The 25,225-nt window shown below is 68.7% G+C and carries 24 protein-coding genes and 2 tRNA genes; 8 read left to right on the plus strand and 18 right to left on the minus strand.

The genetic code is table 11. The annotated features are described in order from the left end of the window. On the minus strand, positions 1 to 308 hold a 308-nt coding region (locus VH112_03605; protein HEX4539307.1), incomplete at its 3' end, for a hypothetical protein. Between the two features lie 645 nt (positions 309 to 953). Between VH112_03605 and VH112_03610 the strand changes: the two genes are divergently transcribed. Further along, the gene (locus VH112_03610) at positions 954 to 3,032 is read left to right on the plus strand and encodes a hypothetical protein (GenBank protein ID HEX4539308.1); all 2,079 of its coding nucleotides are present in this window, start codon (positions 954 to 956) and stop codon (positions 3,030 to 3,032) included. Positions 3,033 to 3,080: 48 nt separating this feature from the next. Here VH112_03610 and VH112_03615 read toward each other — a convergent pair whose 3' ends face one another. Next, entirely contained in the window at positions 3,081 to 3,665 is a 585-nt protein-coding gene (locus VH112_03615) for a helix-turn-helix domain-containing protein (GenBank protein ID HEX4539309.1), read from the minus strand. A 120-nt stretch (positions 3,666 to 3,785) separates the two neighbouring features. Between VH112_03615 and VH112_03620 the strand changes: the two genes are divergently transcribed. Both VH112_03620 and VH112_03625 read left to right on the plus strand, forming a co-directional pair. After that, positions 3,786 to 4,490 (plus strand): hypothetical protein, encoded by a 705-nt coding sequence (locus VH112_03620; GenBank protein HEX4539310.1) that lies wholly within the window; start codon positions 3,786 to 3,788, stop codon positions 4,488 to 4,490. Next, positions 4,487 to 5,170 (plus strand): hemerythrin domain-containing protein, encoded by a 684-nt coding sequence (locus VH112_03625; protein HEX4539311.1) that lies wholly within the window; start codon positions 4,487 to 4,489, stop codon positions 5,168 to 5,170. The genes VH112_03620 and VH112_03625 overlap by 4 nt, the downstream gene beginning before the upstream one ends. 26 nt (positions 5,171 to 5,196) lie before the next feature. Here the strand turns inward: VH112_03625 and VH112_03630 are convergent. From VH112_03630 to VH112_03665, 8 genes are all read right to left on the minus strand, one after another. Further along, a tRNA-Glu gene (locus VH112_03630) sits at positions 5,197 to 5,269 on the minus strand. A 15-nt stretch (positions 5,270 to 5,284) separates the two neighbouring features. Continuing rightward, positions 5,285 to 5,356: transfer RNA gene (locus VH112_03635), tRNA-Gln, on the minus strand. A 54-nt stretch (positions 5,357 to 5,410) separates the two neighbouring features. Continuing rightward, a complete protein-coding gene (gene gltX / locus VH112_03640; protein ID HEX4539312.1) occupies positions 5,411 to 6,829 on the minus strand; it encodes a glutamate--tRNA ligase in 1,419 nt (472 codons plus the stop codon). 2 nt (positions 6,830 to 6,831) lie between these two features. Then, positions 6,832 to 7,977: an acyl-CoA dehydrogenase family protein gene (locus VH112_03645; GenBank protein HEX4539313.1), complete on the minus strand. Its 1,146-nt coding sequence runs from the start codon at positions 7,975 to 7,977 to the stop codon at positions 6,832 to 6,834. Positions 7,978 to 8,040: 63 nt separating this feature from the next. Further along, positions 8,041 to 8,598, minus strand: coding sequence for a hypothetical protein (locus tag VH112_03650; GenBank protein HEX4539314.1), 558 nt, complete (start codon positions 8,596 to 8,598; stop codon positions 8,041 to 8,043). After that, entirely contained in the window at positions 8,585 to 10,345 is a 1,761-nt protein-coding gene (gene cimA, locus VH112_03655; protein HEX4539315.1) for a citramalate synthase, read from the minus strand. Before cimA ends, VH112_03650 begins: the two co-directional genes overlap by 14 nt. Further along, positions 10,335 to 11,258, minus strand: coding sequence for a branched-chain amino acid transaminase (locus tag VH112_03660; protein ID HEX4539316.1), 924 nt, complete (start codon positions 11,256 to 11,258; stop codon positions 10,335 to 10,337). Before VH112_03660 ends, cimA begins: the two co-directional genes overlap by 11 nt. A 4-nt stretch (positions 11,259 to 11,262) precedes the next feature. Then, positions 11,263 to 12,321: a 3-isopropylmalate dehydrogenase gene (locus VH112_03665; protein ID HEX4539317.1), complete on the minus strand. Its 1,059-nt coding sequence runs from the start codon at positions 12,319 to 12,321 to the stop codon at positions 11,263 to 11,265. Between the two features lie 204 nt (positions 12,322 to 12,525). On the opposite strand from VH112_03665, the gene greA reads away from it, so the two are divergent. From greA to VH112_03680, 3 genes are all read left to right on the plus strand, one after another. After that, positions 12,526 to 12,993 carry a transcription elongation factor GreA gene (gene greA / locus VH112_03670; protein ID HEX4539318.1) on the plus strand — a complete coding sequence of 156 codons (468 nt, stop codon included), beginning with the start codon at positions 12,526 to 12,528 and terminating at the stop codon, positions 12,991 to 12,993. Between the two features lie 28 nt (positions 12,994 to 13,021). After that, complete coding sequence (locus VH112_03675) at positions 13,022 to 13,891, plus strand: alpha/beta fold hydrolase (GenBank protein ID HEX4539319.1); 870 nt, start codon at positions 13,022 to 13,024, stop codon at positions 13,889 to 13,891. A 252-nt stretch (positions 13,892 to 14,143) separates the two neighbouring features. Next, entirely contained in the window at positions 14,144 to 14,953 is an 810-nt protein-coding gene (locus tag VH112_03680; GenBank protein HEX4539320.1) for a transglycosylase family protein, read from the plus strand. A 93-nt stretch (positions 14,954 to 15,046) separates the two neighbouring features. On the opposite strand, the gene VH112_03685 is transcribed toward VH112_03680, so the two are convergent. Then, on the minus strand, positions 15,047 to 15,706 hold the full coding sequence (locus VH112_03685; GenBank protein HEX4539321.1) for a helix-turn-helix domain-containing protein: 660 nt from the start codon (positions 15,704 to 15,706) through the stop codon (positions 15,047 to 15,049). A gap of 74 nt (positions 15,707 to 15,780) precedes the next feature. Between VH112_03685 and leuC the strand changes: the two genes are divergently transcribed. Together leuC and leuD are read left to right on the plus strand one after the other, a co-directional pair. Next, positions 15,781 to 17,181, plus strand: coding sequence for a 3-isopropylmalate dehydratase large subunit (gene leuC / locus VH112_03690; GenBank protein HEX4539322.1), 1,401 nt, complete (start codon positions 15,781 to 15,783; stop codon positions 17,179 to 17,181). Between the two features lie 23 nt (positions 17,182 to 17,204). Continuing rightward, a complete protein-coding gene (gene leuD, locus VH112_03695) occupies positions 17,205 to 17,804 on the plus strand; it encodes a 3-isopropylmalate dehydratase small subunit (protein HEX4539323.1) in 600 nt (199 codons plus the stop codon). Here the strand turns inward: leuD and VH112_03700 are convergent. The 7 genes from VH112_03700 to VH112_03730 all read right to left on the minus strand — a co-directional run. Then, positions 17,801 to 18,598: a hypothetical protein gene (locus VH112_03700; GenBank protein ID HEX4539324.1), complete on the minus strand. Its 798-nt coding sequence runs from the start codon at positions 18,596 to 18,598 to the stop codon at positions 17,801 to 17,803. The two genes, leuD and VH112_03700, sit on opposite strands and share 4 nt — an antisense overlap. 158 nt (positions 18,599 to 18,756) lie before the next feature. Next, a complete protein-coding gene (locus VH112_03705) occupies positions 18,757 to 20,094 on the minus strand; it encodes an MlaD family protein (protein ID HEX4539325.1) in 1,338 nt (445 codons plus the stop codon). Continuing rightward, entirely contained in the window at positions 20,091 to 21,113 is a 1,023-nt protein-coding gene (locus VH112_03710) for an MCE family protein (protein ID HEX4539326.1), read from the minus strand. Before VH112_03710 ends, VH112_03705 begins: the two co-directional genes overlap by 4 nt. Continuing rightward, on the minus strand, positions 21,113 to 22,465 hold the full coding sequence (locus tag VH112_03715) for an MCE family protein (GenBank protein HEX4539327.1): 1,353 nt from the start codon (positions 22,463 to 22,465) through the stop codon (positions 21,113 to 21,115). The genes VH112_03710 and VH112_03715 overlap by 1 nt, the downstream gene beginning before the upstream one ends. Beyond that, complete coding sequence (locus tag VH112_03720; GenBank protein HEX4539328.1) at positions 22,465 to 23,790, minus strand: MCE family protein; 1,326 nt, start codon at positions 23,788 to 23,790, stop codon at positions 22,465 to 22,467. The genes VH112_03715 and VH112_03720 overlap by 1 nt, the downstream gene beginning before the upstream one ends. Next, positions 23,790 to 24,947, minus strand: coding sequence for an MCE family protein (locus tag VH112_03725; GenBank protein HEX4539329.1), 1,158 nt, complete (start codon positions 24,945 to 24,947; stop codon positions 23,790 to 23,792). The genes VH112_03720 and VH112_03725 overlap by 1 nt, the downstream gene beginning before the upstream one ends. Beyond that, positions 24,944 to 25,225 (minus strand): hypothetical protein (locus tag VH112_03730; protein HEX4539330.1); only part of this gene is annotated, 282 nt, incomplete at its 5' end. The genes VH112_03730 and VH112_03725, both read right to left, overlap by 4 nt.

The raw sequence follows: 25,225 nt of genomic DNA on the forward strand, positions 1-25,225 counted from the left end.
GCCGGGACTCCAGAGACGACCTGGGCCGTGCCGGGAACCCCGTTGGTGACTGTCACCACTACCGCCTGGAAGGAAGCGTTGTACCCCACCGCCTCGCAGGTCGTGACCGTGGGACAGGCCACACCGTGGAGACTAGAGGTCCCAGGGGCCGGCTGGGCGGTGGCCGGCTGGGCGGTGGCCGGCTTGGCAGCGGCCTGCGACGGTGGCGCGCCGGCCCCCAAGGTGGCCAGCATGCCGGCGACCACAAGGACCGCCACCAGCACCAAGACGACCGGCGATCGGCGCCGGCTCGCATCTGGCCCTGACATCTCCGTGCCCTTCCTGGTCGTGGCCGCCGCCTGGCCCCAGATGCTCACGTTCCCCCCTTTTGTGACGCAATGCGTCAGATGATACGTCCTGTCCACCCCCGCCATGATCTGGGTAGTGCGCGCTCGGCCCGCCGACGGGCTCCATCCGTCGGATCGAGCCGACTGAATGCGCTTAGCGACCTCAGTCGGAAGTGATTAGTCATCAGGGTCGCCACAGCCCCCGAGGTATGGCGCCAAATTGGTCCCAATTGGCCATAGCGGCCGCCTTAGGGGTGCCGATACGATCACCGTCGACTCAGCACGGAGCGGCGTCCACACCGACCAACCATCTCTCTTTCAAGTCAGTGCTGGTCGGCCCTTGGCGTCATTTGATGTGCTGCCCACTGGGGGTTGGCGAAGATGCGACATGGAGCGGGACGTCAAGCTGGCTGCGGCTTCCGCATTCCCTTCGTGGTCGGCGCTGCCATCGGAGCGGTAGGTCTCGCACTACTTTCCTCCATGCCTGCCTTCGGTGAGACAGCATCCAACGCCGTCCTTCCTGGAGCTACTAACCCGGCCGCCGGGAAGCTTGAGCATCATGGACCCAACGGTGAGATCGATGTCGACGCCTGCTCTCAGGACGTACCGGCCCGAGTGGCCCGTTGCTTGGCGCGGGTCCGTACTGATGCCGAGGCCAAGGCTCAGAAGCCGAGCCCGCGGGGAGCATCCAGGCCTGCTGCCACCCTGGGCAACAACGGCGCCTATGACCCTTCGTATCTGCAGTCGGCTTACAACGCTCCATCGGCGACCGGTGGCTCGGGTCAGAAGGTGGCCATCGTCGACGCCTTTGATGATCCCAACGCAGAAGCCGACCTGGCGGCTTACCGGTCGACCTTCGGGCTCGCGCCCTGCACTACCGCCAATGGCTGCTTTCAGAAGGTGGACGAGAACGGTGGGACGGCCTACCCGGCCGCCGACTCCGGGTGGTCACAGGAGAGCTCACTCGACCTGGACATGGTCAGTGCCCTGTGTCCCAACTGCCACATTCTGTTGGTAGAGGCCCGCACGGCCTACATCGCCGACTTGGGTACCGGGGTGAATACGGCGCGCTCCATGGGGGCGAACGCCATCTCCAATAGCTACGGCAGCAACGAGTACAACGGAGAGGCAGCCGACAGCACGACGTACTACAACCATCCCGGCACGGCTGTCACCGTCGCCTCGGGAGACGGCGGCTATGGAGCACAGTTTCCCGCCGCCTCACAATCTGTAACCGCGGTCGGTGGCACCAGCCTGACTCAGAACACAGATGTGGGCACCCGCAACGGTACCGAGACGGCCTGGGGCGCTGCTGGCAGCGGATGCAGCGCCTATATACCTAAGCCGTCCTGGCAGCGCGACAAAGGGTGCTCGGACCGCACCGTGGGCGACGTGTCGGCCGTGGCGGATCCCAACACTGGGGTCTGGATGTACGACACCTATGCCAGCTCAGGGTGGTCGATCCTCGGGGGAACCAGCGTCGCTGCCCCTATCATCGCTTCGTTCTTTGCCCTAGAGGCCAGCCCGCCCTCGTCAAATCAATTGGCTTCCTACCCCTACGAAGCCCCGGCGGTCGGTCTGAACGACGTGATCTCAGGAAGCAACGGAACCTGCGGCTCCTACCTGTGTACCGCTGGCGCCGGCTACGACGGACCCACTGGACTCGGAACCCCCAATGGCACAGTCGCCTTCGGGCCGCCAGTGGCCACTGCCCCCACCGCTCCCCAGAGGCTGTCGGCCACGGGCGGGACCGACAACGCAAATCTGCTCTGGTCACCACCCTCCAGTGGTGCCTCAGGCGTCACCTACAACATCTACCGAAGCACCTCGCCTGGCACCGAGCGATCCAACAACGCCGCCCCTATCGCCAAGGGCGTGGGCGGGGGAAGCTATACCGACAATGGCCTGACGAGTGGAATCGCCTACTACTACGTGGTGACTGCGACCAACAGCTCTGGCCAGGAGGGTCCATCCTCCAACGAGGCATCGGCCACTCCAACCTCGTGCGTGACCTATACCTCGGCCAGCACTGGAAGCCACCAGGTCTGCGGGGCCATCCTGGCCAAGTACCAGGCGCTCGGTGGACCCACGGGCTTCCTGGGCTATCCCACCACCAACGAGACCAGCACGCCAGATGGGATCGGGCGCTTCAACCACTTCGCGAACAACGCGTCCATCTACTGGACGCCGAACGCCGGAGCCTGGTCCATCCGCGGAGCCATAAGAACCAAGTGGGCGTCACTCGGATGGGAACGCAGCTTCCTTGGGTACCCGGTGACCGACGAGACCGGTACCCCCGACGGCATAGGCCGCTTCAACCACTTCTCCAACAGCGGCTCGATCTACTGGACCCCGAACACGGGGGCGTGGTCGATCCACGGACTCATCCGAGCTAAGTACCTGGCTCTGGGCGGGCCAACAAGCGTCGTCGGTTACCCGGTGACCGACGAGACAGGTACCCCCGATGGCATAGGCCGCTTCAACCACTTCTCCAACAGCGGCTCGATCTACTGGACCCCGAACACGGGGGCGTGGTCGGTACATGGGGCCATCCGGGGCAAATGGGCCTCCCTGGGATGGGAACGTAGCTGCCTCGGCTACCCGGTGAGCGACGAGTTCGGTATCTCGGGCGGCCGCGAGAGCAACTTCCAGCACGGCGCGATTACATACTCGTTCAGCTCGGGGCAAGCCGCCTCCAGTTGCTAACTGAGTGTGCTCCCCGCAGAGCTAGCGGACGTTTGTGCGTACGACGTGTTAAGGGCGTCGGGGCAAGAGGAGTTGAGCGAGGGATTGCGTGAGCCATGCCTCGCCCTCGTCGAAGGTCCAGCCGGCAGCGGTGAGCTGCCGCCAGCTTGCCGACGACGTCATCATCGAGAGCACGCCAGCTGCCCGCTCCGGCGTGACGTCGGCACGTAGGGCGCCGAGCGAACCGAGCCGACCGGCGAGTCCGGTGAGGCCCTGCTGATGTCGGCGCATACCCTCGGCGACAACGCCGGCTGCATCCGGGTCGGAGGGCTCAGCCGACAGCAACGCCCGGATGAGATCCCCGCAGCGTTCGTTCAGCTGGCGAGTGAGATGTACGCCCTTGGCAATCAATTGGGCTGGGTCGGTCTCTTCGGAGAGCTCGGCCGCCAGCCCCGCTACGTCGGACTCCTCTTCGATCAAGTCGTTGAGGGCAGGCACGAGGGCGGACTTGGAACCGACGCTCGAGTAGATGGTCTGTACCGCCACGCCCGCATGCTCGGCGATCTGCTGTATCGATGTGTTGGCGAAGCCGTGCTCGGCGAACAGTCGGCGCGCAGCCTGCAGGATCTCACGACGCGTCTCGGCTGCCGCCACCTCACGCCGGTTGGGCCGCCTCTTGCTCGACCCCTTGACACCGTCGGTCATTGTATCGATACTACTCTCACTAGACGTAGATTCTAGTCACAAGGACCTCATTCTACCAGGGGAGGAAGCATGAGCGTCACCACCGCCGTAGCCCAGCAGGGCAGAACACGACCAAGAGTGGTCACCAGCATCGACCGCCTGGCGGGAGTGGGCGGCCTCGCGTTCGTAGTGACCCTGGTGGTGCAGAACATCCTCCGGGCCAACGCTCCGAGCTTCAACGCCACGCCTTCGCAGGTCACGGACTATTTCTCGCATCATCACACCGCCGCCATCGTCCCTCTCGGCCTCTTCCCGGTCGGGATGCTCGCCATCTTCGTCTTCGTCGCCGGCATGTGGACGAGGGCAAGCAACGAGGAGAGCAGGTCGTGGGCGAGCGTGGGGGCGCTTGGGGCGACGGCGCTCGCGGGCCTGTTCGCCATGGTGAACATCACCGAGATCGTCCTCACGGCGAAGTCGGCGCAGCTAGCTCCATCCTCTTCCGTCATCCAAGCCCTATGGACCATGCACGCGGCCGCCTTCGGGTTGGACCTGGCCGCCATCGCGGTCACTCTCATCGGGCTCAGCAAGGCGGCAGCATCGAGCTCCCTCCTGCCCGCCTGGATCACAGTGCTGACGATGCTGGGGGCCGCCTGCCTACTGATCGCCGCTGTGTTCACGGTGGCCCTGGCCAACGGCGGTCCATGGCTCACCCTCGGCCTCGTCGGGTTCGTCGTCTGGATCGCATTCGTGGTGGCCGCCAGCGTCGCCCTACTCCGCGGGCGCCAGATCTCATGAGCGGCGACGGTTCTACACCCAATCTCATCTTCGTCGATCTGATCCATCAGTCTCTCAGGGTCGATGGGAACCGGATGCGAGACGCAGTAGGCACCATGAACCCCCATCATCCACCGAGCCGGCTGGCCGGTATCCGAGCCTTCTTCGACGAGTATCGCGAGCAGCTCCTTCTGCACCACCGCCACGAGGACGAGGTGTTCTTTCCCGCCCTGGAGGCCAGAGTCGGCGCCGACGCCCTCCGCCTCGACGAGTTGACCGCCCAGCACGAGCAGCTCGACGCCGCTCTCCAAGTCGCCGGCGACCAGCTCGCCAAGCTGGCCGATCCAACCGGGGACTTCGCGACTGATCGTGTCGAGGCAGCCCGTGCGTTCACCGCCATGGTCGATCATCTCGACACCCACCTCAGACTCGAGGAAGCGGTTGCCCTCCCACTATTCGAGTCGGAGGTGCCCGTCGCTGAGTATCGGAAGCTCGAGCTCGCGGCACGCAGAGCCACGCCTCGGCCTCGGGCACGTTTCCTGATCCCGTGGCTCGTCGCCGACGCCACTGCTGACCAGCAAAAGGCGTTGTTCGGGTCAGCCCCGCCGTTGCGGATCGTCTACTGGCTCAACCGCCGGCGCTATCAACGGTTCGCTCGGGCGCTGTACCCGGCCGGCCATCACCACATCACCTCCAGCTAGACCCCTATCTAGCTGGACTTTCGTAGCAGCCCCAACGGGATTCGAACCCGTGTCTTCACCTTGAGAGGGTGATGTCCTCGGCCTCTAGACGATGGGGCCTCGAGGCGATGGTTGCTCGGGGGGGAGGACTCGAACCCCCAATGGCAGGGCCAGAACCTGCAGTGTTGCCGATTACACCACCCCCGAATGGGCGCGGTTCAGGCTAGTCGATCGCCCGGCTGCGGCGATCCCGGTGCCCTCCTACGACGGCAACCGGTCACGCGCCGCCCGCAGCCGCTCGAGGGTGCGGTCCCGTCCGAGCAGGTGCAGCGACTCGAACAGAGGGGGACCCACCGTCCTGCCCGTCACCGCCACCCGGATCGGGGCCTGGGCCTTGGCCAGCTTCCGGCCGATTTGCTCGGCGACGGCGACAGTGGCGGCCCGGATATCCTCGGCGGTCCAAGGGCACTCGGCGTAGGCAGCCATGGCGGCATCCAGGATGTGACCCGCCTCGCCGTCGCGGGCGATGGCCTTGTCCCAGGAGGCCTGCTCGATCGGAGGCTGATCGAGAAAGAGGAAGTCCACCATGGCCGGTACCTCGGCCAGCGTCGCCACCCGCTCCTGGACGAGCGGAGCCATCTGCGAGAACACCTCCCGGTCGAAGGCGGACGGTGGCCAGGGGCCAGACTCGAGCCACGGCCGGCAGGCCTCGATGAACCGCTCCCGCGGCATGGCCCTGATGTACTCGCCGTTGATGTGGGTGAGCTTGCGCACGTCGAAGAAGGCGGGCGACCGCGTCACCTCGGTCAGCCGGAACTCGCGGACCATGACGTCCAGGTCCATGATCTCCCGGCCGTCGGCCGGCCCCCAGCCCAACAGAGCCAGGTAGTTGCACATGGCTTCGGGCAGGTACCCCTGCTGCCGGTAGTCCTCGAGGGCGACGGGGTCGCGGCGCTTGGACAGCTTCTGACGCTTCTCGTTCACGAGGACGGGAAGGTGGGCGAAGACCGGCAGGCGGGGTCCTCCGAGCGCCTGCCACACCAGAATGGCCTTCGGCGTGTTGGGGAGGTGCTCCTCGCCGCGAATCACGTGGGTCACCCGCATGTCCATGTCGTCCACGGCGTTCGCCAGCACGAACAGCGGTGCGCCCGTCGACTTCACCACCACGAAGTCCTCGATCGTCGCGTGCTGGAACACGACCTCGCCGCGCACGAGGTCCGAGACCGTGGTCGACCCTTCGTCGGGCGTCCGGAAGCGCAGCGCCCGCCCTGGACCGGGGCCGAGCCCCCGGTCACGGCAGAAGCCGTCGTACCCAGGCGTGGCCCGATCCCGCGTCCGGGCCTCGACCACCTCCCGCGTGCAGTCGCAGTAGTAGACGTGGCCTCCAGCGATCAGTTTGTCCACGGCGCCGGCGTACAGGCCGCTCCGCTCTGACTGGAGGTACGGGCCCTCGTCCCAGTCCAACCCCAGCCACTCCAAGGCGGTGCGGATCCCGTCGATCCACTCCTCCCGGTTGCGCTCGGTGTCGGTGTCCTCGATGCGCAGGATGAAGACACCCCCCTGCTGACGAGCGAAGAGCCAATTGAACAGGGCGGTGCGGGCGCCCCCGACGTGAAAGTAGCCGGTCGGTGATGGCGCGAAGCGAACACGCGGTGCGTCGGGCGTGCTGTCGACCGCCACCTCTAGCCCAACAGCCTGTTGGCGATGACGGCCCGCTGGATCTGGTTGGTGCCCTCGTAGATCTGGGTGAGCTTGGCATCGCGCATGAACCGCTCTACCGGAAACTCCCGCGTGTAGCCGTAGCCACCCAACAACTGCACGGCGTCAGTGGTCACGGACATGGCGACGTCAGAAGCGAAGCATTTTGCCATTGCTCCGTTCATGGAGAGCTGGCCGTCCGGGTCATCCTCGTCCACCAGCGCGCAGGCCTTGTAGACCAGACCGCGTGCGGCTTCCACTCGCATTGCCATGTCAGCGACCATGAAGCGCAGGGCCTGGAGGTCGGCGATGGGCCGCCCGAACTGACGCCGCTCGAGGAGGTAGCCCACCGCCTCGTCGATGGCACCCTGGGCGATGCCGACGGCCTGGGCGCCGATGGTCGGCCGGCTACGGTCGAGGGTGGCCATGGCGATGTAGAAACCCTGGCCCTCGTCGCCGACCCGGTTGGCCGCGGGCACGCGGACGGCCTCGAGCGCGACCTCTCCGGTCGGGCTCCCCCGCATTCCCATCTTCTCTTCGAGCTTGGGGACCTCGACACCGAAGTCGCGCTCCACGACGAAGCAGGAGATGCCCTGGTGGCCGGCTCCGGGGTCCGTCTTGGCAAAGACGATGTAGAGGTCGGAGATGCCGGCGTTGGTCACCCAGTACTTGGTCCCCGTGATCACGTACGTGTCGCCGTCGCGCACGGCGCGGGTGCGCATGGATGCGACATCGGACCCGGCATCCGGCTCTGATAGGCAGTAGCTGGCCTGGGAGCGACCCGACGCCACCTCGGGCAGGTACCGAGCCTTGAGCTCGTCCGATCCCCAGCGCATGATCGGGATCATCCCCAGCCTCGAGATGATGATCATCAGACTGGTCGACGCGCACACCCGAGCGAGCTCCTCGACCATGATCGCCTGGGTGACGTGGTCGGCGCCGCTGCCCCCATGCTCCACGGGGAGGCCGAGCGCAGGAAGGCCCATCCCGACGCAGTCTTCGAAGTTCTCCCACGGGAAGACCCCTCGGCGGTCGACATCAGCCGCCCGCTTGGCGATCTTGTCCTCGCAGAACCGGCGCAGCGCGGCGCGAAACTCCCGTTGTGTACCCGAGAGAGTGATGGGCTGCACGACGTCGATTCTCCCACCGACACCGGCTCCGTGAGAGATCGGACCGGAGGTCTCCGGCGGGCCTCAGCGGTCGACGAGCCGGCGGTTGGTGCCGGGGCCGCCCGGCGCGGGGTCGACCTCGATGAGCTGTCGCCAGTCGTTCAGCCGGGCGGTGATCTGCGCTGGCGTCAGCAGGAGGGTGGAATCTGGCACCCGGTCGCTGATCGCCCGCTGGGCCCAGTAGTCGTGTGACGCGGCCTGGAACAGCGGGCGCCGGTAGGCGATGAGATCGTCAGGCGCACCTCCGAGGAAACCCCAAACGGCGAAGGCCACCTCCCAGTCGTGGATCACCGGAGCCCGGTCGAACAGGCTCGCCCGCCGAAGGGCGACCCCCAGGCAACCTGCCACCGCGTCATCGAACGTCTCGGCCTCGCTCAGGACCAGCCGACCCTCGAAGCGCCCGGCGAGCACCAGCGCGTAGCCCTGGTCGGGACCCGGCGTGCCCATCCAGGCTCCCGAGGGGCGGATCCCGCCCCGGATCTCGGCAGGACGGTCGGGCTTCCAGCGGCGAGGCGCAGGCAGTCGGAGGACCGGGCGGATCCGGTCCTCGGGCTTGATGGGCACGTACTCAGGTTGCGTCATTCGCCGATCTCTCTGGCCCGGCATCGGGGCCGGCCACGTCGTGGGCGCGGCCTCCCGAGCCGCCCCCGTCCTCCGGCCGGCCTTCCGGGCCGGCATTGTGGACGAGACCGTAGACGATCGAATCCACCAGGGCCTGCCAGCTGGCCTCGATGATGTTCTCTGACACCCCGATGGTCGACCAGGACCGCTCGCCGTCGGTGCTGTCGATGAGCACCCTGGTCACGGCCCCGGTGGCCTGCGCCGTGTCGAGGACCCGGACGCGATAGTCGGTGAGGTGCACGTGAGCGAGGACCGGCAGGCGGGGGCCGATAGCCTTCCGCAACGCGGCGTCGAGGGCGTGAACGGGGCCGTTCCCCTCCGCCGTGGCGACGATGCGCTCGCCGGCCACGTGCACCTTGACGGTGGCCTCGGTCGTCACGCTGTCGAGGCTCGGTGGCCCGAGCTCGACCCCGTCACCCGTCCCGCTGGCCGCCGGCCCGCCGCGCCCGGTCTTCTGGTCGGGCCGGTGCTCGGTGATCACTCGGAACGACTCCACGTCGAAGAACGACTGCTCCCAGCCCGTCGCCTGCCGCATGAGCAGCTCGAGTGAGCCGTCGGCCGCCTCGAAGTGGTAGCCCTGGTGCTCCAGGCGCTTCAGGGTGTCGAGGACCTCACCCAGGGCGACGCCGTCGAGGTTGAGGCCGAGCTCCGCCGCCTTGATGCCGAGCGTCGAGCGCCCGGCCAGCTCGCTGACGACGAACCGGCTGCCGTTCCCGACCGAATCGGGCGCCACGTGCTCGTAGGCGTCTGATCGACGGGCAATGGCACTGACGTGCAGCCCCGCCTTGTGGGCGAACGCCGACGCGCCGACGTAGGGCTGCTGTGGGTTGGGAGTGATGTTCACCAGCTCGGCGACGTGGTGCGACGCAGCCGTGAGCCGCTCGAGGCGGTCGGGCGGGATCGTCCGAACTCCCATCTTGAGGGCCAGGTTGGGGACGACGGCGCTGAGGTCGGCGTTGCCGACGCGCTCGCCGTAGCCGTTGACGCAACCCTGCACCTGGCTGGCCCCCGCGCGCACCGCCACCAGCGAGTTGGCGACCGCGCAGCCACCGTCGTTGTGGAAGTGGACGCCGATGCGGGCCGAGGTGCGCGCCGCGACATCGGCCACGATCCGCTCGACGTCGTGGGGCAGGGTGCCTCCGTTGGTGTCGCAGAGAACCAGGACTTCCGCGCCCGCCTGCTGGGCAGCCTCGAGCACACCGAGGCTGAAGCCCGGATCGGCTCGGTACCCATCGAAGAAGTGCTCCGCATCCAGGAACACCCGCAGGCCCTCTTGGCGGAGGAGCTCGACGGAGTCGGCGGCCATGGCGATGCCCTCGTCCAGCGACGTCCGCAGCGCCTCGGTCACGTGGTAGTCCCATGCCTTGGCGACGATGCAGACCACGCCCGTCCCCGCCTCCGCCAGCTGGCGCAGGGACGGATCGGTGTCGGCGCGAGCGCCTGGGCGTCGGGTCGAGCCGAACGCCACCAGCGTGCTCGTGGTCAAGCCCAGCTCGTCAGGCGCCCGTCGAAAGAACTCCTCGTCCTTGGGGTTAGCCCCGGGGTAGCCACCCTCGACGTAGTGCACGCCCAGGTGATCGAGCTGCTGAGCCACCCGGAGCTTGTCGTCGACGCTCAGCGACAAGCCCTCCTGCTGGCTGCCGTCGCGCAGCGTCGTGTCGTAGATGTCGACCGCCGGGGGCGGCCCGTGCCGGCGCTCAACCGACATAGTCCAGCCAATCCTTGTACCGGTCGACCTCGCCTCGCACGGTGGCGAAGTAGGTCTCCTGGATGCTCCGGGTCATCGGCCCGGGACGTCCGTCGCCCACGGTCCGGTCGTCCACCGATGAGATGGGGACCACCTCGGCCGCCGTGCCCGTGAGGAACGCCTCCTCGGCGGTGTAGAGGTCACTGCGATGGAGGGTACTCACCCCGACCTCGTAGCCGAGGTCGCGCGCGATGGTCACCACCGAGGCCTGCGTGATCCCCTCCAGGGCGCCGTCGCTGGGCGGAGGCGTCAGGATGCGGCCCCCCTTGACCACGAACACGTTCTCCCCCGAGCATTCGCTGACGTGACCCCGCGGTGACAGCATGACTGCCTCGTCGTAGCCGGCCTTGAGCGCCTCCACCTTGGCCATCGACGAGTTGATGTACATGCCGGTGGCCTTGACCGCGCTCGGGATGGCGTTCGGGTCGTGTCGCAGCCAGGTGCTGATCTTCACCCGCACACCAGAGGCCACGCCTTCGTCACCCAGGTAGCTGCCCCACGGCCACACCGCGATGGCGACGTTGACCTCGGACGGCAGCGGGTTGAGGCCCATCTCGCCGTAGCCGAGGTAGGCGATGGGTCGGATGTAGCAGGAGTCGAGCCCGTTGACCTGCACGGTCTGCTTGGTCGCGGCGACCAGCTCCTCGTGGTTGTAGGGAATGTCGATGAGCAAGACCTTCGCCGACCCCAGCAGCCGGGTGATGTGCTCACGAAGACGGAACACGGCCGGACCCCTCGGCGTGCCGTAGGCGCGGATGCCCTCGAAGACACCCGATCCGTAGTGGAGGCTGTGGGTGAGGACATGGATCTTGGCCTGATCCCAGTCGATCAGCTCACCGTCCATCCAGATCTTCTCGCTCGGTGTGATCGGCATGGTGCTACACCCTCTCTGCGATGGCATCGCCGATCTCGGCGGTGGTTCCCATGGTCGCTCCTGCTGAGGCGGACTCGGCCAGGTGGTCGAGCACCGCTTTGGTGATGCGGGCGGCGGCGTCCGCCTCGCCCAGGTGGTCGAGCATCATCGCCGCCGATCGGATGGCCGCGAGGGGGTTGGCCCGCCCGGTGCCGGCGATGTCGTGCGCGGCGCCGTGGACCGGCTCGAACAGCGAGGGGCCGGTGCGGGCCGGGTTGAGATTGGCCGAGGCGGCCAGGCCGATCCCGCCGGCCACGGCGCCAGCGAGATCGGTGATGATGTCGCCGAACAGGTTGTCGGTGACCACCACGTCGTAGCGTTCCGGGTCCTCCACCAGATAGATGCAGGCCGCGTCCACGTGGTTGTAGGCGGTGTCCACTCCGGGGAACTCGGCGCCCACCTCGTCGAAGGTCCGCTGCCACAGGTCGCCTGCGAAGGTGAGGACGTTGGTCTTGTGCACCAGGGTGAGGTGGTGGCGGGGCCGTCGCTGGGCCAGGTCGAAGGCGAAGCGCACGCAGCGATCCGTGCCGAAGCGGGTGTTGACCGAGCCCTGCGTCGCCACCTCGAGGGGTCCGCCACGACGAAGGAAGCCGCCCTCTCCGGCGTAGGTGCCTTCGGTGTTCTCCCTGGCCACGACCAGATCGATGGGTCGCCGGCCGGCTTCCTCGGGCCCTTCTCCCGAGCCCGCCTGGCCAGGCAGGCCGACGAAGGGGCGCAGGTTGATGTACAGATCGAGCTCGAAGCGCAGCCGGAGGAGCAGACCCCGCTCGAGCGCTCCGGGCGGTACGTCGCGGCTGCCCAACGGGGGCCCGACGGCACCGAGGAAGATGGCGTCCAGGCGGCGGAGCTCGGCCAGCACGCTGTCGGGCAGGGCCTCACCCGTCCGGACGTACCGCGCCGCCCCCAGGTCGTAGTCGACCGTGTCCAGCCGTACGCCGACGGCGGACACGACCTTCATGGCCTCGGCGACGACCTCCGGCCCGATGCCGTCGCCGCCTATGAGGCCGACCTTGTATGGGGTCAACTGCGCTCCCGAGAAAATGAAAAACCGTCCACTGCGTGGACGGTCGACGAGGCACACACCGGGTGGCGTGCGCCTACGGAATGATCGATACCAGGGTGGCGGTCACAGCAAGGCAAGTGTCGCCCAGCGACGACCCCCCGTCAACCCTGGTGCAGGCGAGGAGGCGTGGACCGCGGGGCCACCGGGGCCGATAGCCTCGAGCGGGTGAGCGAGACCCACCTCACACCAAAGACCTACGAGCGGCTGCAAGGCGAGCTCGACGACCTGACCAGCCGGGGCCGGGTGGAGATCGCCCGGGCCATCGAGGCGGCCCGGGCCCTGGGAGACCTGTCCGAGAACGCCGACTACCACGCGGCCAAGGACAGCCAGGGGAAGATGGAGACCCGCATCCGCCAGCTCCAGGTCCTGCTGGGCTCCGCGGTGATCGTCGAGGGCGCGAGTGCCGATGGCGTCGTCACCGCCGGAGCCGTGGTGAGCCTGCGCTACGAAGGCGACGAGAGCGTCGAGCGCTACCTCGTCGGCTCCATCGAGGAACGCCGCGACGACGCCTCGGTGGTCTCGCCCGGCTCGCCCCTCGGACAGGCCCTGATGGGGCACCGGCCGGGCGACACCGTGGAGTACGAGGCCCCGGGCGGCACGCTCAAGGTGAGCATCATCGACGTCGGCGGCTAGACCCGAGCGCCACCATATCCTCGGGGCGGTGACCGAGGACCTCGACCCACCGCCGTTACCGCCCGGCAGACGGGTGACGCTGCCGGGCAGGGGAACCACGTTCATTCGGGAGGTCGCGGGGCCGCCCGGGGCGCCGACGGTCATCCTGCTCCACGGCTGGACCGTGACGGCCGACCTCAACTGGTTCTCGAGCTACGCCCCGCTGGCGGGGCGGTTCCGCGTGCTGGCTCTCGACCAGCGGGGCCACGGCCGGGGAATCCGGTCGTGGCGACCGTTCCGCCTGGAGGACTGCGCCGACGACGTGGCCGCCCTCGCCCAGCTCACCGGCACCGATCGGGCCATCGTCATCGGCTACTCGATGGGCGGACCCGTGGCCCAGCTGGTCTGGCGCCGTCACCCCGAGCTGGTCGAAGGGCTGGTGCTGTGCGCGACGAGCGCCCGGTTCGTGCGGGACCCGGGCGAGCGCCTCCTCTTTGCCAGCTTGATGGGCCTGTCGGTGGCCGCCCGCCTGACCCCAGCCGTCTTGTCCCGCCAGGTGTCCGGCTCGTTCAACCGGCGTCGGCTCAACGGCACCAGCCTCGGCTGGGCGGTCGCCGAGCTCGACCGCAACGATCCTGCCGCCGTGCTCCAGGCGGGGGCCGCCATCGGCAGCTACGACGCCCAGGCCTGGATCGGCTCGATTGACGTCCCGACCGCCGTCGTCGTCACGACCGAGGATCGCGTCGTGGACCCCCGCCACCAGATCGCCCTCGCCGGCGCCATCCCGGGAGCGACCGTGCACCCGGTGGTGGGCGATCACGCCGTGTGCGCCGCTCGGCCCCAGGCCTTCGTGCCCGCCCTGGTGGAGGCCACTGCGCTGGTGGCCCGTCGGGCCAGCCAGCCGACCGTCGCTCCGTAGCCGCCGGCCTTCCCGTTCGGCGATCGGGGAGGCGATCGGGGAACTGCCCCCTGCGGGTCGAGCCCCGGCTTCGGGCTACCCCTTTTGGGTCGTTTCGGGTACCCGCCAGGGGAGGATCGGGGCGACGGAGCGGCGAATCCCAAGTGTCGTGCACCGCAGCCGAGAGGCGCACGCGACGCGTCGCGAGGTGGCCTGGTCCCGCCTGGCCTCCCCTCGCTCGTGAGCGACTTCCCCCCGAGGTTCGTAGGACCGGTGGGCGATGGCCCGCCCCATCGCGGCAGGGGTCGCACCCTCGTCCTGGCCGAGTCGCTGGAGTGGGCCCTCGAGTCCCATTCCCGATCGATCCGCGTCCTGGCTCGGACGACGCTCACCGTCGACGCCTGGTCGATGACGGTCCGGGGGCCGCTCGGCACCGCCCGGCGACAGGCGGGCTGGGCCCCAGAGCGGGTGACGGTGGCGCCACTGCGGACCCGTCCGCCTGAAGCCGACCCACGTTCGGGCACCGCGGCCTGGGGCCCGTCCGACCTCCTCCGGCTGGCACCGCTGCGGGCGCTGCTCGCCTGCGGGCTGGCCCTCCTCGTGCTGGGGTCCGTGGCCGCCATCAGCAACATTCCTGTGGGATCACCGGCCGCGTACGCCGGCCGCCTCGCTCCGACCCACGTCGTCCTGGTCGATCCCCCTCCGTCGCCCCCGCCCCCTCCCCCGCCCGTGGCGCCGCCGACCACCGCCGCCCCCGCCATCGCCACGGCGGCCAGCCCGACCACCTCGTCGGTGGTGTTGCCCAAGGCCAAGGCCGTCCCCTCGTTCTCGCTGGCGGGGGTGGCCGGTGGTGTCTGGGCCGCGCTGCGCCAGTGCGAGTCGGGTGGCAACTATCAGGAGAACACCGGCAACGGTTTCTACGGCGCGTACCAGTTCGTGTGGTCGACGTGGTCGAGCATGGGCTATCCCGGTCGGCCCGACCAGGAGCCACCGGCGATGCAGGACCAGGCGGCGCAGCGGCTCCAGGTCCGCAGCGGGTGGGGCCAGTGGCCCGCCTGCAGCCGCAAGCTCGGCCTCAGCTGAGCATCGCGCCCCGGACGGAAGGGGCGGCTGCCAGCCAACGGCCCCGATCGCCGCGGGTTCGCTCGCGGGCCGCCCTCCACATCGTTGTCGTCGTCACGACGTCCAGCCGGCGGCGTCCTCCACCTGCCGGGCGGCGTCGACGACCGCCGCCCCGTACCGCCGCCCCGGCGCCCGCGTCGTGCGCTCCAGCGGGCCCGACACCGACACCGCGGCCACGACCCGCGCGACTCGGCGCACCGGGGCGCTGACCGACGCCACGCCCTTCTCCCGCTCCTCGACGCTCTCGATCCATCCGCGCCTGTCGATCTGCGGATCACCCCGTAGCACCGCCCCGGCCGAGCCGCGGTCCATCGGCAGGGTCGCCCCCACGGCCACGATGGTGCGCAGGCTGTGGGGTGACTCCAGGGAGGCGACGCACAGGCGAGCCTCGCCGGCGGCCACGTACAGCTGTGCGGTCTCCCCCGTGCGGTCCCTGAGCACCTCGAGCGCGGGCCGGGCGGTCACCGCCAGCGGTTGACCGGCCAGGGCCGCCGCCCCCAGGTCCGTGAGCCGCGGCCCCAGGCAGAAGCGACCGTCGACGTCGCGCTCCACCAGCCGGTGGCGACCGAGGCCCTGGGCCAGCCGGTGGGCCGTGGCCCGCGTCAACCCGGTGCGCTCGACCAGCTGGTTGAGCGTCGCCGGCCCAGGCTCGAGGGCGGCGAGGATGGCGACCGCCTTGTCGAGGACGCCGACGCCGCTTACACTCTCTTCCATATAGCGAGAAGGTTATCTCAATATCTGGGACGACCCTCACACGGACCGCAGCGAGGACGCACAGGGGAGCAGCAGTGGCCAAGACGCTGAGCGAGAAGGTCTGGGACCGCCATGTGGTGCGGGCGGCCGACGGAGAGCCCGACCTGCTGTACGTCGACCTGCACCTGGTGCACGAGGTGACCTCCCCACAGGCGTTCGACGGGCTGCGGCTGGCGGGGCGTCCCGTCCACCGCCCGGAGCTGACCCTGGCGACGGCGGACCACAACGTGCCGACCCTCGACATCAACCGTCCCGTGGCCGACCCCATCTCCGCCCGTCAGCTCGACGTGCTGGCCACCAACTGCCGGGAGTTCGGGATCACGCTGTACCCGATGGGCCATGCCGACCAGGGGATCGTCCACGTCATCGGCCCCGAGCAGGGCATCACGCAGCCGGGCATGACGATCGTCTGCGGCGACAGCCACACGTCGACGCACGGCGCCTTCGGTGCGTTGGCCTTCGGCATCGGCACCAGCGAGGTCGAGCACGTGCTCGCCACTCAGACGCTCCCCCAGCCCCGTCCGGGCACCATGGCCGTTCGGGTGGACGGCTCGCTGCCGGCCGGCGTCGTGGCCAAGGACGTCATCCTCGGCATCATCGGCCGGATCGGCACTGGCGGCGGCATCGGCCACATCATCGAGTACCAGGGGTCCGCCATCCGCTCGCTGTCGATGGAGGGGCGGATGACGGTGTGCAACATGAGCATCGAGGCCGGCGCCCGCGCCGGGATGATCGCCCCCGACGACACGACGTTCGCCTACCTCGAGGGGCTGCGCCACGCGCCCACGGGGCAGGTCTGGGAGTCCGCCCTCGAGGACTGGCGCAGCCTGGCCAGCGACCCCGGCGCCCGCTTCGATCGTGTCGAGATCATCGACGCTGCCTCGCTGATGCCCCATGTGACATGGGGGACCAACCCGGCCCAGGTGGCCGCCATCGACGGAGCCGTGCCCGACCCGGAGAGCTTCTCCCGCCCCGCCGAGCGGGAGTCGGCGGCTCGAGCTCTCGGCTACATGGGCCTCGCCGCGGGAACCCCCCTCAGGGACATCGCCGTCGACACGGTGTTCATCGGATCGTGCACCAACGCCCGCCTCGAGGACCTGCGAGCCGCCGCCTCCGTCTTGGATGGGCGCCGCGTGCGCGAGGGTCTGCGGGCGATGGTCGTGCCCGGCTCCAGGCGGGTCAAGGCAGACGCCGAGGCCGAGGGCCTGGATCGGGTCTTCTCGGCCGCCGGGTTCGAATGGCGCGAGGCAGGGTGCTCCATGTGCCTGGCCATGAACCCCGACAAGCTCAGCCCGGGCGAGCGGTGTGCCTCGACGTCCAACCGCAACTTCGAAGGTCGTCAGGGTCGCGGCGGACGCACACACCTGGTGTCGCCGGCCGTGGCCGCGGCCACCGCTGTGGCCGGCCGCTTCGCCACGCCGCACGACCTCGGCTGAGCCAACAGAGAGGAGCCGTCCGCATGGAACCAGTACGCGTCGTCGCCGGCACCGCCGTTCCCCTGGCCCGGACCGACGTCGACACCGATCAGATCATCCCCAGCGACTGGCTCAAGCGAGTCGAGCGCACGGGGTTCGGGGCCGGGCTGTTCTCCGAGTGGCGCGACGATCGCGACTTCGTCCTCAACCGGCCCGAGCACGCCGGCGCCACGATCCTCGTGGCCGGGGCCAACTTCGGTACCGGCTCGTCCCGGGAGCACGCCGTCTGGGCGTTGCAGGACTACGGGTTCCGGGCCGTGGTGTCACCACGGTTCGCGGACATCTTTCGCAACAACTGCACCAAGGGAGGGCTGGTGCCGGCCGAGGTCGATCCCGACGCCGGGCAGGCGCTGCTCGACGCCGTCTCCGCCGACCCCACCCTCGAGATCACCGTCGACGTCGAGCGGCGCACCGTGGCGGCCCCGGCCGCCGGCATCGAGGCTCCGTTCGTGCTCGACGACTTCACCCGCCATCGGCTGCTGGCGGGGATGGACGACATCGACCTGACCATGCGCCACGCCGAGGCCATCGCCGCCTACGAGACGCGGCGCCCGGCCTGGCTGCCGAGGACCGCCTCTACCTAGGGGCCCGTCGGGCTGGTGGCGGCCCCGTTGCTGTTGGTGGCCGGAGCCTGGAGCACCGTCACCTCACCGACCCGCCAGCCGCCACTCACCTTGTTGAGGGTCAGCACGATCCTCAGCTCGTCGGCTTGAGGAGCGTTGAACTTGTTGTTGACGATGGTCTGGTCGACCACGGCGTAGACGCTGGCATTGCTGCCGTTGGCGGACTGCACGTAGAGCGAGCTGATCTGACCCCGGCTGGCCGCCTGGCTCGCCTCCAGCTGCTGACGGATCTGGGGGCCGAAGAACTGCTGGGCCTGCTTGCCGAAGTCCCCCGTGGCGTAGCTGGTGATCCTCGAGAAGTCGGCGTTGATGGTGCGGGAGTCGAAGTTGGTGAGGGCGATCAGGAAGTTCTGCGCCGTGCGCTGGGCGGCGGCGCGGTTGTCGGACTGGACCCGCTGGCCGTTCCACCAGATGCCGAAGAGGATGGCGAAGGCGATGCCGAGACCGGCGATCACGGCGAGCACGCCGACGAGCCACCGCGGCACGCCCGTCGAGCGCCGGCGGCCGCCGCGTGCACCCTCGGAGACCACGACGTAGGGCTCGGTCCGAGTGTCGGCCGCCCGGCTGGCCTGGCTGGCATCAGGGGCGTGGTCGGTCGCGGTGGTCCCGTTGGTCGGGCTGGCGTACGGCTCCGGCCCGGTCTCGGCCGCGCTGTTGGACGACTGGGCGTCCTCGAGCTCGTCGACGTCCCGCGCCCGGCGGGATGCCCGAAAGCCCCCGACGGTCCGCACGCCCCGTATGCCTCGCTCGCTCATCCGGCGCTCCCTAGAGATGGGTCACGAGCACGGCACCGTGTGCCTGAGCCCGACCATCGTTCGTCGTTGGCTGTGATCCGGTCGGCTGCAGCTCACGCCCTCTGGTATTCGCCGCACCAGCGGCAGGATCCTGTCCACGGGCCCCCGCGGCGCCGCCATCAGGCCTCCCGGCGCCGGCGATGGCCAGCCAGACCGAGCCCCGTGACCAGGAACAACGCCATCAAGGCGGGCCCGAGGATGGCGAGGCCGCCGGGGCTGGCGGCCACCGGCCGGGCCGGCCTCGTGTAAGCGGCCGGTATGGCATTGGGATTGCCCGTATCGCTACCCCGCACCTGCGACTCGCTGGCCGGAGGCGATATGACCTTGCTACCGCCGGAGGGCTGGAAGCCGGGCTGGCTCGCCGGACCCGGCCCAGCACCGAACTCGGTGGCGCACCCCGCCCCCGGCTTGATGGGCGGAAGCTCGTGGTGGGGGTTGTAGGAGACGGCGGGGGGCTGGGCGGGAGGAAGGATCAGATAGGTCCGCAGCCAGTTCTGCGGATGATTGGGGTCCCCGGGGTACAGGCCCTTGGTGGTCCCGAGCGGGGACAAAGCGTCCACGGGGCCGAAGAACTCCTGGTTGGTCGCCAGGGCCGTGTCCAGGTTGGTCAGGTTGGCGGGCTCGGCGGTGTTGGCTGTGATCCGGCCGAAGTCGTGGAGCAGGCAGGCCAGGTTGGGCTCGTTGTTCGCGATCAGGCCGCCCAGGGTCTGCCCCAGGCGGATGCCGTTGGCGAAGAGGTGGACGGTGTCGTACCGGTGCGCGGCGAGCACCCCGCTGAGCACGACGGTGTTGGCGATGGCTTGCTGCAGCTGGGGCCCGTCGTTGGCCACGGCGTTGAGGATGGGCGGCGAGTTGGCGAGCAGGGCCTGGAACTGGGCCTGGTAGTTGAGGAACTCCTGAGAGAAGGCGAGGTTGGTCTGAGAGATGCTCCGCAGGTCCTGACCCCGGCCGGCCAGGGTCACTGCCAGCTCGTGGACGACGGTGGTCAGGTCCTGTTTGGGGATGGCGTTGAAGAGATTGTCGGCGATGTTCAGGATGTCACCGACGTTGGGAGGCGTACCGACGGCGGCCACCGGCACGGTTGCGCCGTTGGGGACAGGGGGGGCGGTTCCCCCGTGCTGCGGGGAGAAGTCGACCGACTGCTCGCCCAGCGGATTGGCCCTGACCACACTGGCCGCCACATCGCCGGGCAGGCTCTTGCCCGGGTCCAACGAGATCGCCACGGTCACCGACCGGTTGTCGCTGTTGAGCTTCACCGAGTTCACGGTGCCGACCGTCACCCCGTTGCTGGTCGCGGTCAGGCCCTTGATCAGCCCGGCTGTGTCGGGCAACACGGTCTTGACCGTGGTCCTGGTCGCGAACGGGTTGCGCAGGAGCGTGAAGACGCCATAGGCCGTGAGCCCGAGGCTGACGGCGAGGAAGGCAGCGAGATTGAGGAGGACTCGGCGGCTGATCATGACTGCGGAGGCCCCGGCACGTTGTGACAGGAGGAGGCAGGGTCGTTCGGCTGCTCCCCACCTCCGGGGAAACCGCACACGATCAGGTCGTTGAGGACCTGGCCGAAGTCGTTCTTGATGCCCCCGGACACGTTGACGTTGTGTTGGTACGTGTACGTGAGCAGGTTGCCCAGGTCGCTCTGGCGATCGGCCACGGCCTGGGTGACCGAGCGCAGGGCGCTGAACTGCCGGTCGATCTGGGGCATGTAGGTGTTGAGGATGCCGAGGCTCTGCACCGACAGGTTGGTGAGCGAGGACAGCAGGTCGGCGAACCGGTTGGCCTGGTCGTTGAGCACGTGGCTGGTCTGGGCCAGGTTGGCGATGGCCTGGACCTGGGACTGGGCCGCGGGAGCGACGGTCGAGCCGAACTGGTCGAGGTTGCTCACCAGCGCCTGGATGGTCTGCGTCTGGCCGGCATAGCCGTTGGTGACGTTGTTCAAGTCATCGAGGAGCCGGTGCAGGGTCGGGCCCTGACCGCCGAAGCCCACCGCTCCTTCGTGGATCAGCGTCGCCAGCTGGTTGGCCGAGAGGCCGGCGAAGACGTCGGTTCCCGACTTGATCAGCTGCTCGAGGCCGGGGACGTCCTGGGTCTTGGAGATCGTGGCTCCGTTGGCCAGCAGCGGTGCGTTGCGGTTCTTGGTATTGGGCACCAGCTGGACGATGTTCTGGCCCAGCAGCGAATCCTGGGTCACCTCGGCCGTCACGTCGGCGGGCACCTGGGCGGACCGTTTGACCGTCATGCCTAGGCGCGCCTGACCACCCTGGACAGTCGTCGACGTCACGTGGCCGATGATGACGTCGGCCATCTCCACGGGAGTACCGCTGGTCGTGGCCTCGATGTCAGGAAAGGTTGCGCTCGCCGAGACCATGTCCGAGCTGCTCGCGCAGCTGCTGAGACCGGCAGCCAGCCCGAGGACGGCGACGCCCGCGGTCAACCGACCTCCCTTTCCGCCCAGGGCGGCGGCGACGCGGCCCTTCATCACAGTCCCCCCAGGAGCCCGCCGGCGCTGTTGGGCGCGCTCTGGCGGTTGGGCATGGGCGGGAGCAGCGGGGGCACGGTGATCGGGGGCGCGGGTGGCGGAGCAGGGCCGGCACCCGGTGGCGGCGGCGCGGGAGCGGGCGCCGGCCCCTGTGAGGCCTGGGCCCGCTGGGCGGGAGTCATTCCGGGGATGGCGTTGACGCCCGCTCCGAACAGGGCCGCCGGCGAGCAGCCCGGACCCGACTGCTGGTTGAGGATGCACGGCACGGCGTTGAGGATCGGGTCGAAGTAGCTGGTTCCGACCGTGCTGCAGTTGTCGAGCGTCGCATTCTTGATTCCCTTGGCCTCGAGCCGCCGGCACACCCCGGACAGTCGGTCGCGGATACGGGCCTCGAGCAGGGATGAGGTCGTGTTGGGATCGGACTGGATGTTGAGGCGCAGCCAGTTGCCCTGGGGGTCGTAGGCGCGGTGGGCGGCGGCGAACAGGTTGACCGAGGCCGCGTTGGCCTGGTCGAGGGACGCCAGGTTGCGGTCGAGCGTTCGGCCCGCCGTGGTGAGGACTCCGAGGTCGTCATGCAGGCCGGCCAGGTTGGGGGACAGCAGATCAGCGACCTGGGCGCTGGCGTTGTTGAGCTGGGTGATCGTGTCGCCGAGGGTCTGACCGCCGTTCTGGATGAGCACGGCCGAGACCGTGTTGTAGTCCTGGATCAGCTTGGAGATCGTCTGCGTCCTGGTGTCCAACGCGCCCGTCAGCTGGGCCAAGGAGCCGTTCAGCTGACCCAGGTCGTTGCCCTTGTCGGCCAGCAGCTGGAGGGTGCCAGAGGCGTTGTGGATGAGGTCGTTGAGCTGAGCACCGTTACCGCCCAGCACCTGGGCCAGGTTGGTCACCAGGTCGGCGGCGCCGTTGGGGTTGATGGCGCCCAGGAATTTCTTGAGGCCGGCCAGCACCTCGTCGCTCGAGACCGGCACCGTCGTCCGGGACAGAGGCACGAGTGAGCCGTCGGTCAATCGGGGGCCGCCCGTGTAGGAAGGCGAGAACTGCACATAGCGCTCCCCGAGGAGCGACTGACCGACGACAGCGGCGCCCGCTCCTGCGGGAATCGGGTACTTGTTGTTCACCCGCATGGTCACCACGACGTGATCGGCCTGGTTCTCGACCGATTCGATGGTGCCCACGTTCACGCCGAGGACGGTCACGGGAGAGCTCGGATACAGGTCGACGCCGTTCGAGAAGTTGGCCTTGACGATATAGCTGGACGTCCCACCCGACGAGCAGGCGCTGGCGACCAGGGCAAGTACGGCGAGCACGGCCAAGGCGAGGCAACGCCGGAGCGAAAGCCATCTAGTCCGCATCAGTGCCCTCCCGTGAGCGGGCCAAGAATGTCCTGAAGGGACTGGGCATTGGCGCTCGGACCGCTCGTAGAGGAGCCGCCTGCGGCGGGAATCCCTGCCGAGGGTGCCGACGGACTCGATGGCGGGGGCGGATTCGACGACGCGAAGGACCCACCGGCGGGCACCGGGCCGGTAGCCGGCTGAGGCGTGCACTGTGAGGTGCCGCCGGGCTGCTCCTTCGGGTCGGGTCCGAGGACGACCGTCAGGGCCTGGTCGAAGTCGCCGCAGGAGCCGAAGAGGGCGTCTGTCCCGACAGGGCCGGGCAGCTGGGTGAAGATGTTGGCCCAGTTGGGGTTGGGGGCGCTGTTGGGCCCGGAGTAGCCGATCGAGCTGTAGGCCTGCACGGTGTCCCCGAGGTCGGCGACGGCCTCGGCGAGGTCGTTCTGGTGGCGGCCGACGATGCCGAGGTCGGTGTGGAGCTCGGCCAGGATCGAGTCGAGCTTGCCCCGGTTGGCTCCGACCAAGGCCGAGGTCTGCGCGGCCATCTGATCGCTCTGGGTCAGGAGGTTGGACAGGGCGTCCTTGCGCTGGGCCAGCCCGTTGACGACGATGCCAAGGTTGTCGACGATCGACACCAGCTGCTGGTCGCGGTTGGCCAAGGTGCCGGTGACCGTCTTCGCAGAGTCGATCAGACTGCTCACGGTGCCCGATCGCTGGTTGACCATCCCAAGGAACCGGTTCAGCCCGTTGGCGATCGTCGAGACCTCGTCTCGCTTGCCCTGGGTCACCGAGGCCAGGTCTTGGATCAGCTTGTTGAGCGACGTCGCGTCGCTCTGCTCGAGGACCGGGGCGGACTCGTTCTGAAGGTCGAGCAGCTCGGTCGGAGTGGTCGTGTGGGTGATCACCCCACCGGAGCCCATCAGGTGACCCCAGTCGTGGCCGGGGTCGATGCGGACGTCCTTCTTGCCGAGCAGGGTCTCGACGTAGACGTCGGCAGACGAGTCAGCGGGGATCTGGACGCCGTGGTTGACTTGCATCTTCACGTTGGCCGCGCTGCCGTTCAGCTGCACGGAGGCGACCTCGCCGACCGGGACGCCGGCCAGGATGACGTTGTCGCCCGCCTGCATGCCGGCGGTGTCGGCGAACCGGGCGGTGATCGGGAAACGGTTCTTCACAATGTTCGAGTTGAGGCCGATGGCGCCGGCGGTCACGGCCAGGATGACGACGATGGCGATGGCCCCGATGATCTTGGGGTTGCGCTCGGTGAAGGACTTCGAGCCGCGACGGCGCACGTTGCTGCGCGAGAAGTTGAGCTTGCGCCAGAACGGTTCTCTGACGAAGGCCATCAGCCCGCTCTCCCGGATGAAGCGAAGCCGGTGATGTTCGACACGCTCGGTCCGCCCGCTGCCGGTGCCGCCGGCGCCCGAGCCGAGCCTCCTGAGGACGGCGACACGGAGCTGGCAGAGCTGGGCTGCGACGGGTTCTGGTTCGTCGGATTCTCGTACGAGCAATTCGAGGGCGTGCCCGGCCCGCCCTCGTTGGCCAGGCAGCCGTAGATCACCCGGACGGCGAACCATTGCCCGTAGGAGGCGATGTTCGAGTAGCCCTGCAGGCCCTGGGGAAGGGTGGCCAGATCCTTCTCGAGGTCGGCGTGATGCTGTGACAGGACATCGGCGATGCCCTGGAGGTTGTTGACGGCCTGGTCGATGTTGCCCCTGTTGGTCGAGAGCAGGTTCTTGAACTGGGCGGCCAGCTGGGAGAACTCCACGACGGCGGTGTCGAGGTCGTTGTTGCGGGCCACCAGGCTCTGGGAGACCGCGTTGAGATTTTTGATCAGGGCGTCGAGGTCTCCGCTGCGCTGGGCCATGGCCGTGAGGATGGTGTTGAAGTTGTCGATCACCCCGCCGACCTGCTGGTTGAGGTTGCCGAGGGTGTTGGACACCGTGGCCGTGTTGCCGAGCAGCTGGGTGACCTGGTCCTGGTTGCCCTCCAGGGCGCCGACCATGGCCTGCACGAAGAGGTTGCCCTCCTGGGGGTTGATGGCCTTGATGAACGGGCCCAGGGCGTTGAGGAAGGCGTCGATGTCGGCATCCGAGATGGCCTGGTTCAACGGGATCCTGGAACCCGACCGCATGATGGATCCGGTCGAGCCCGGATAGACGTAGAGGTACTTCTCACCCAGCACGTTGCGGTAGCGCAGGCCGACCTGGGTGCTCGACCGCAGGGGCACGTTCTTGTCGACGCTGAAGGTCACCACGGCGTGGCCATGGTCCGTGGAGACGCTGCTCACCTGTCCTACCTTGACCCCCGCGACCTTGACGTCGTCAGTGGGGAACAGTCCGATGACGTCCGGCATGTCGGCCTTGTAGGAGACGCGGTGGGAGAAGAAGCTCAGGTTCCCGACCTCCTTGGCCAAGATGGCGAGAAGCACGACGCACACGGCGGCGAACACGCAAACCTTGATCGTGACCCTGGCCAGGGAGCCCCGCAGCTTCAGCCTCATCGCCCCAACACCCCGTTGACGACGGTGCCCACGTTGGCCCGCTGAGGCACCTGCGGTTGCGCCAGGCCGGACAATGCCGAGGTGGCCAGCTGCCCGGCGACCGACGACGACGTCGGCGCCCCGGCCGATGCCGCGCTCGGCGCGGCCGAGGACGAGCAGTCGAACTGGGGCCCGAGGGCGGACTGGAGGGGAGCCAGGCTCTGCTGGAGCTGGGGTGGCGCCCCGGCGGGGGCCACCAGCCCGCAGATCAGCTTGTCGATGTCGCTGAAGCTGGTGAA

The organism is Acidimicrobiales bacterium (assembly GCA_036270875.1).
Classification (GTDB): Bacteria; Actinomycetota; Acidimicrobiia; order Acidimicrobiales; family AC-9; genus AC-9.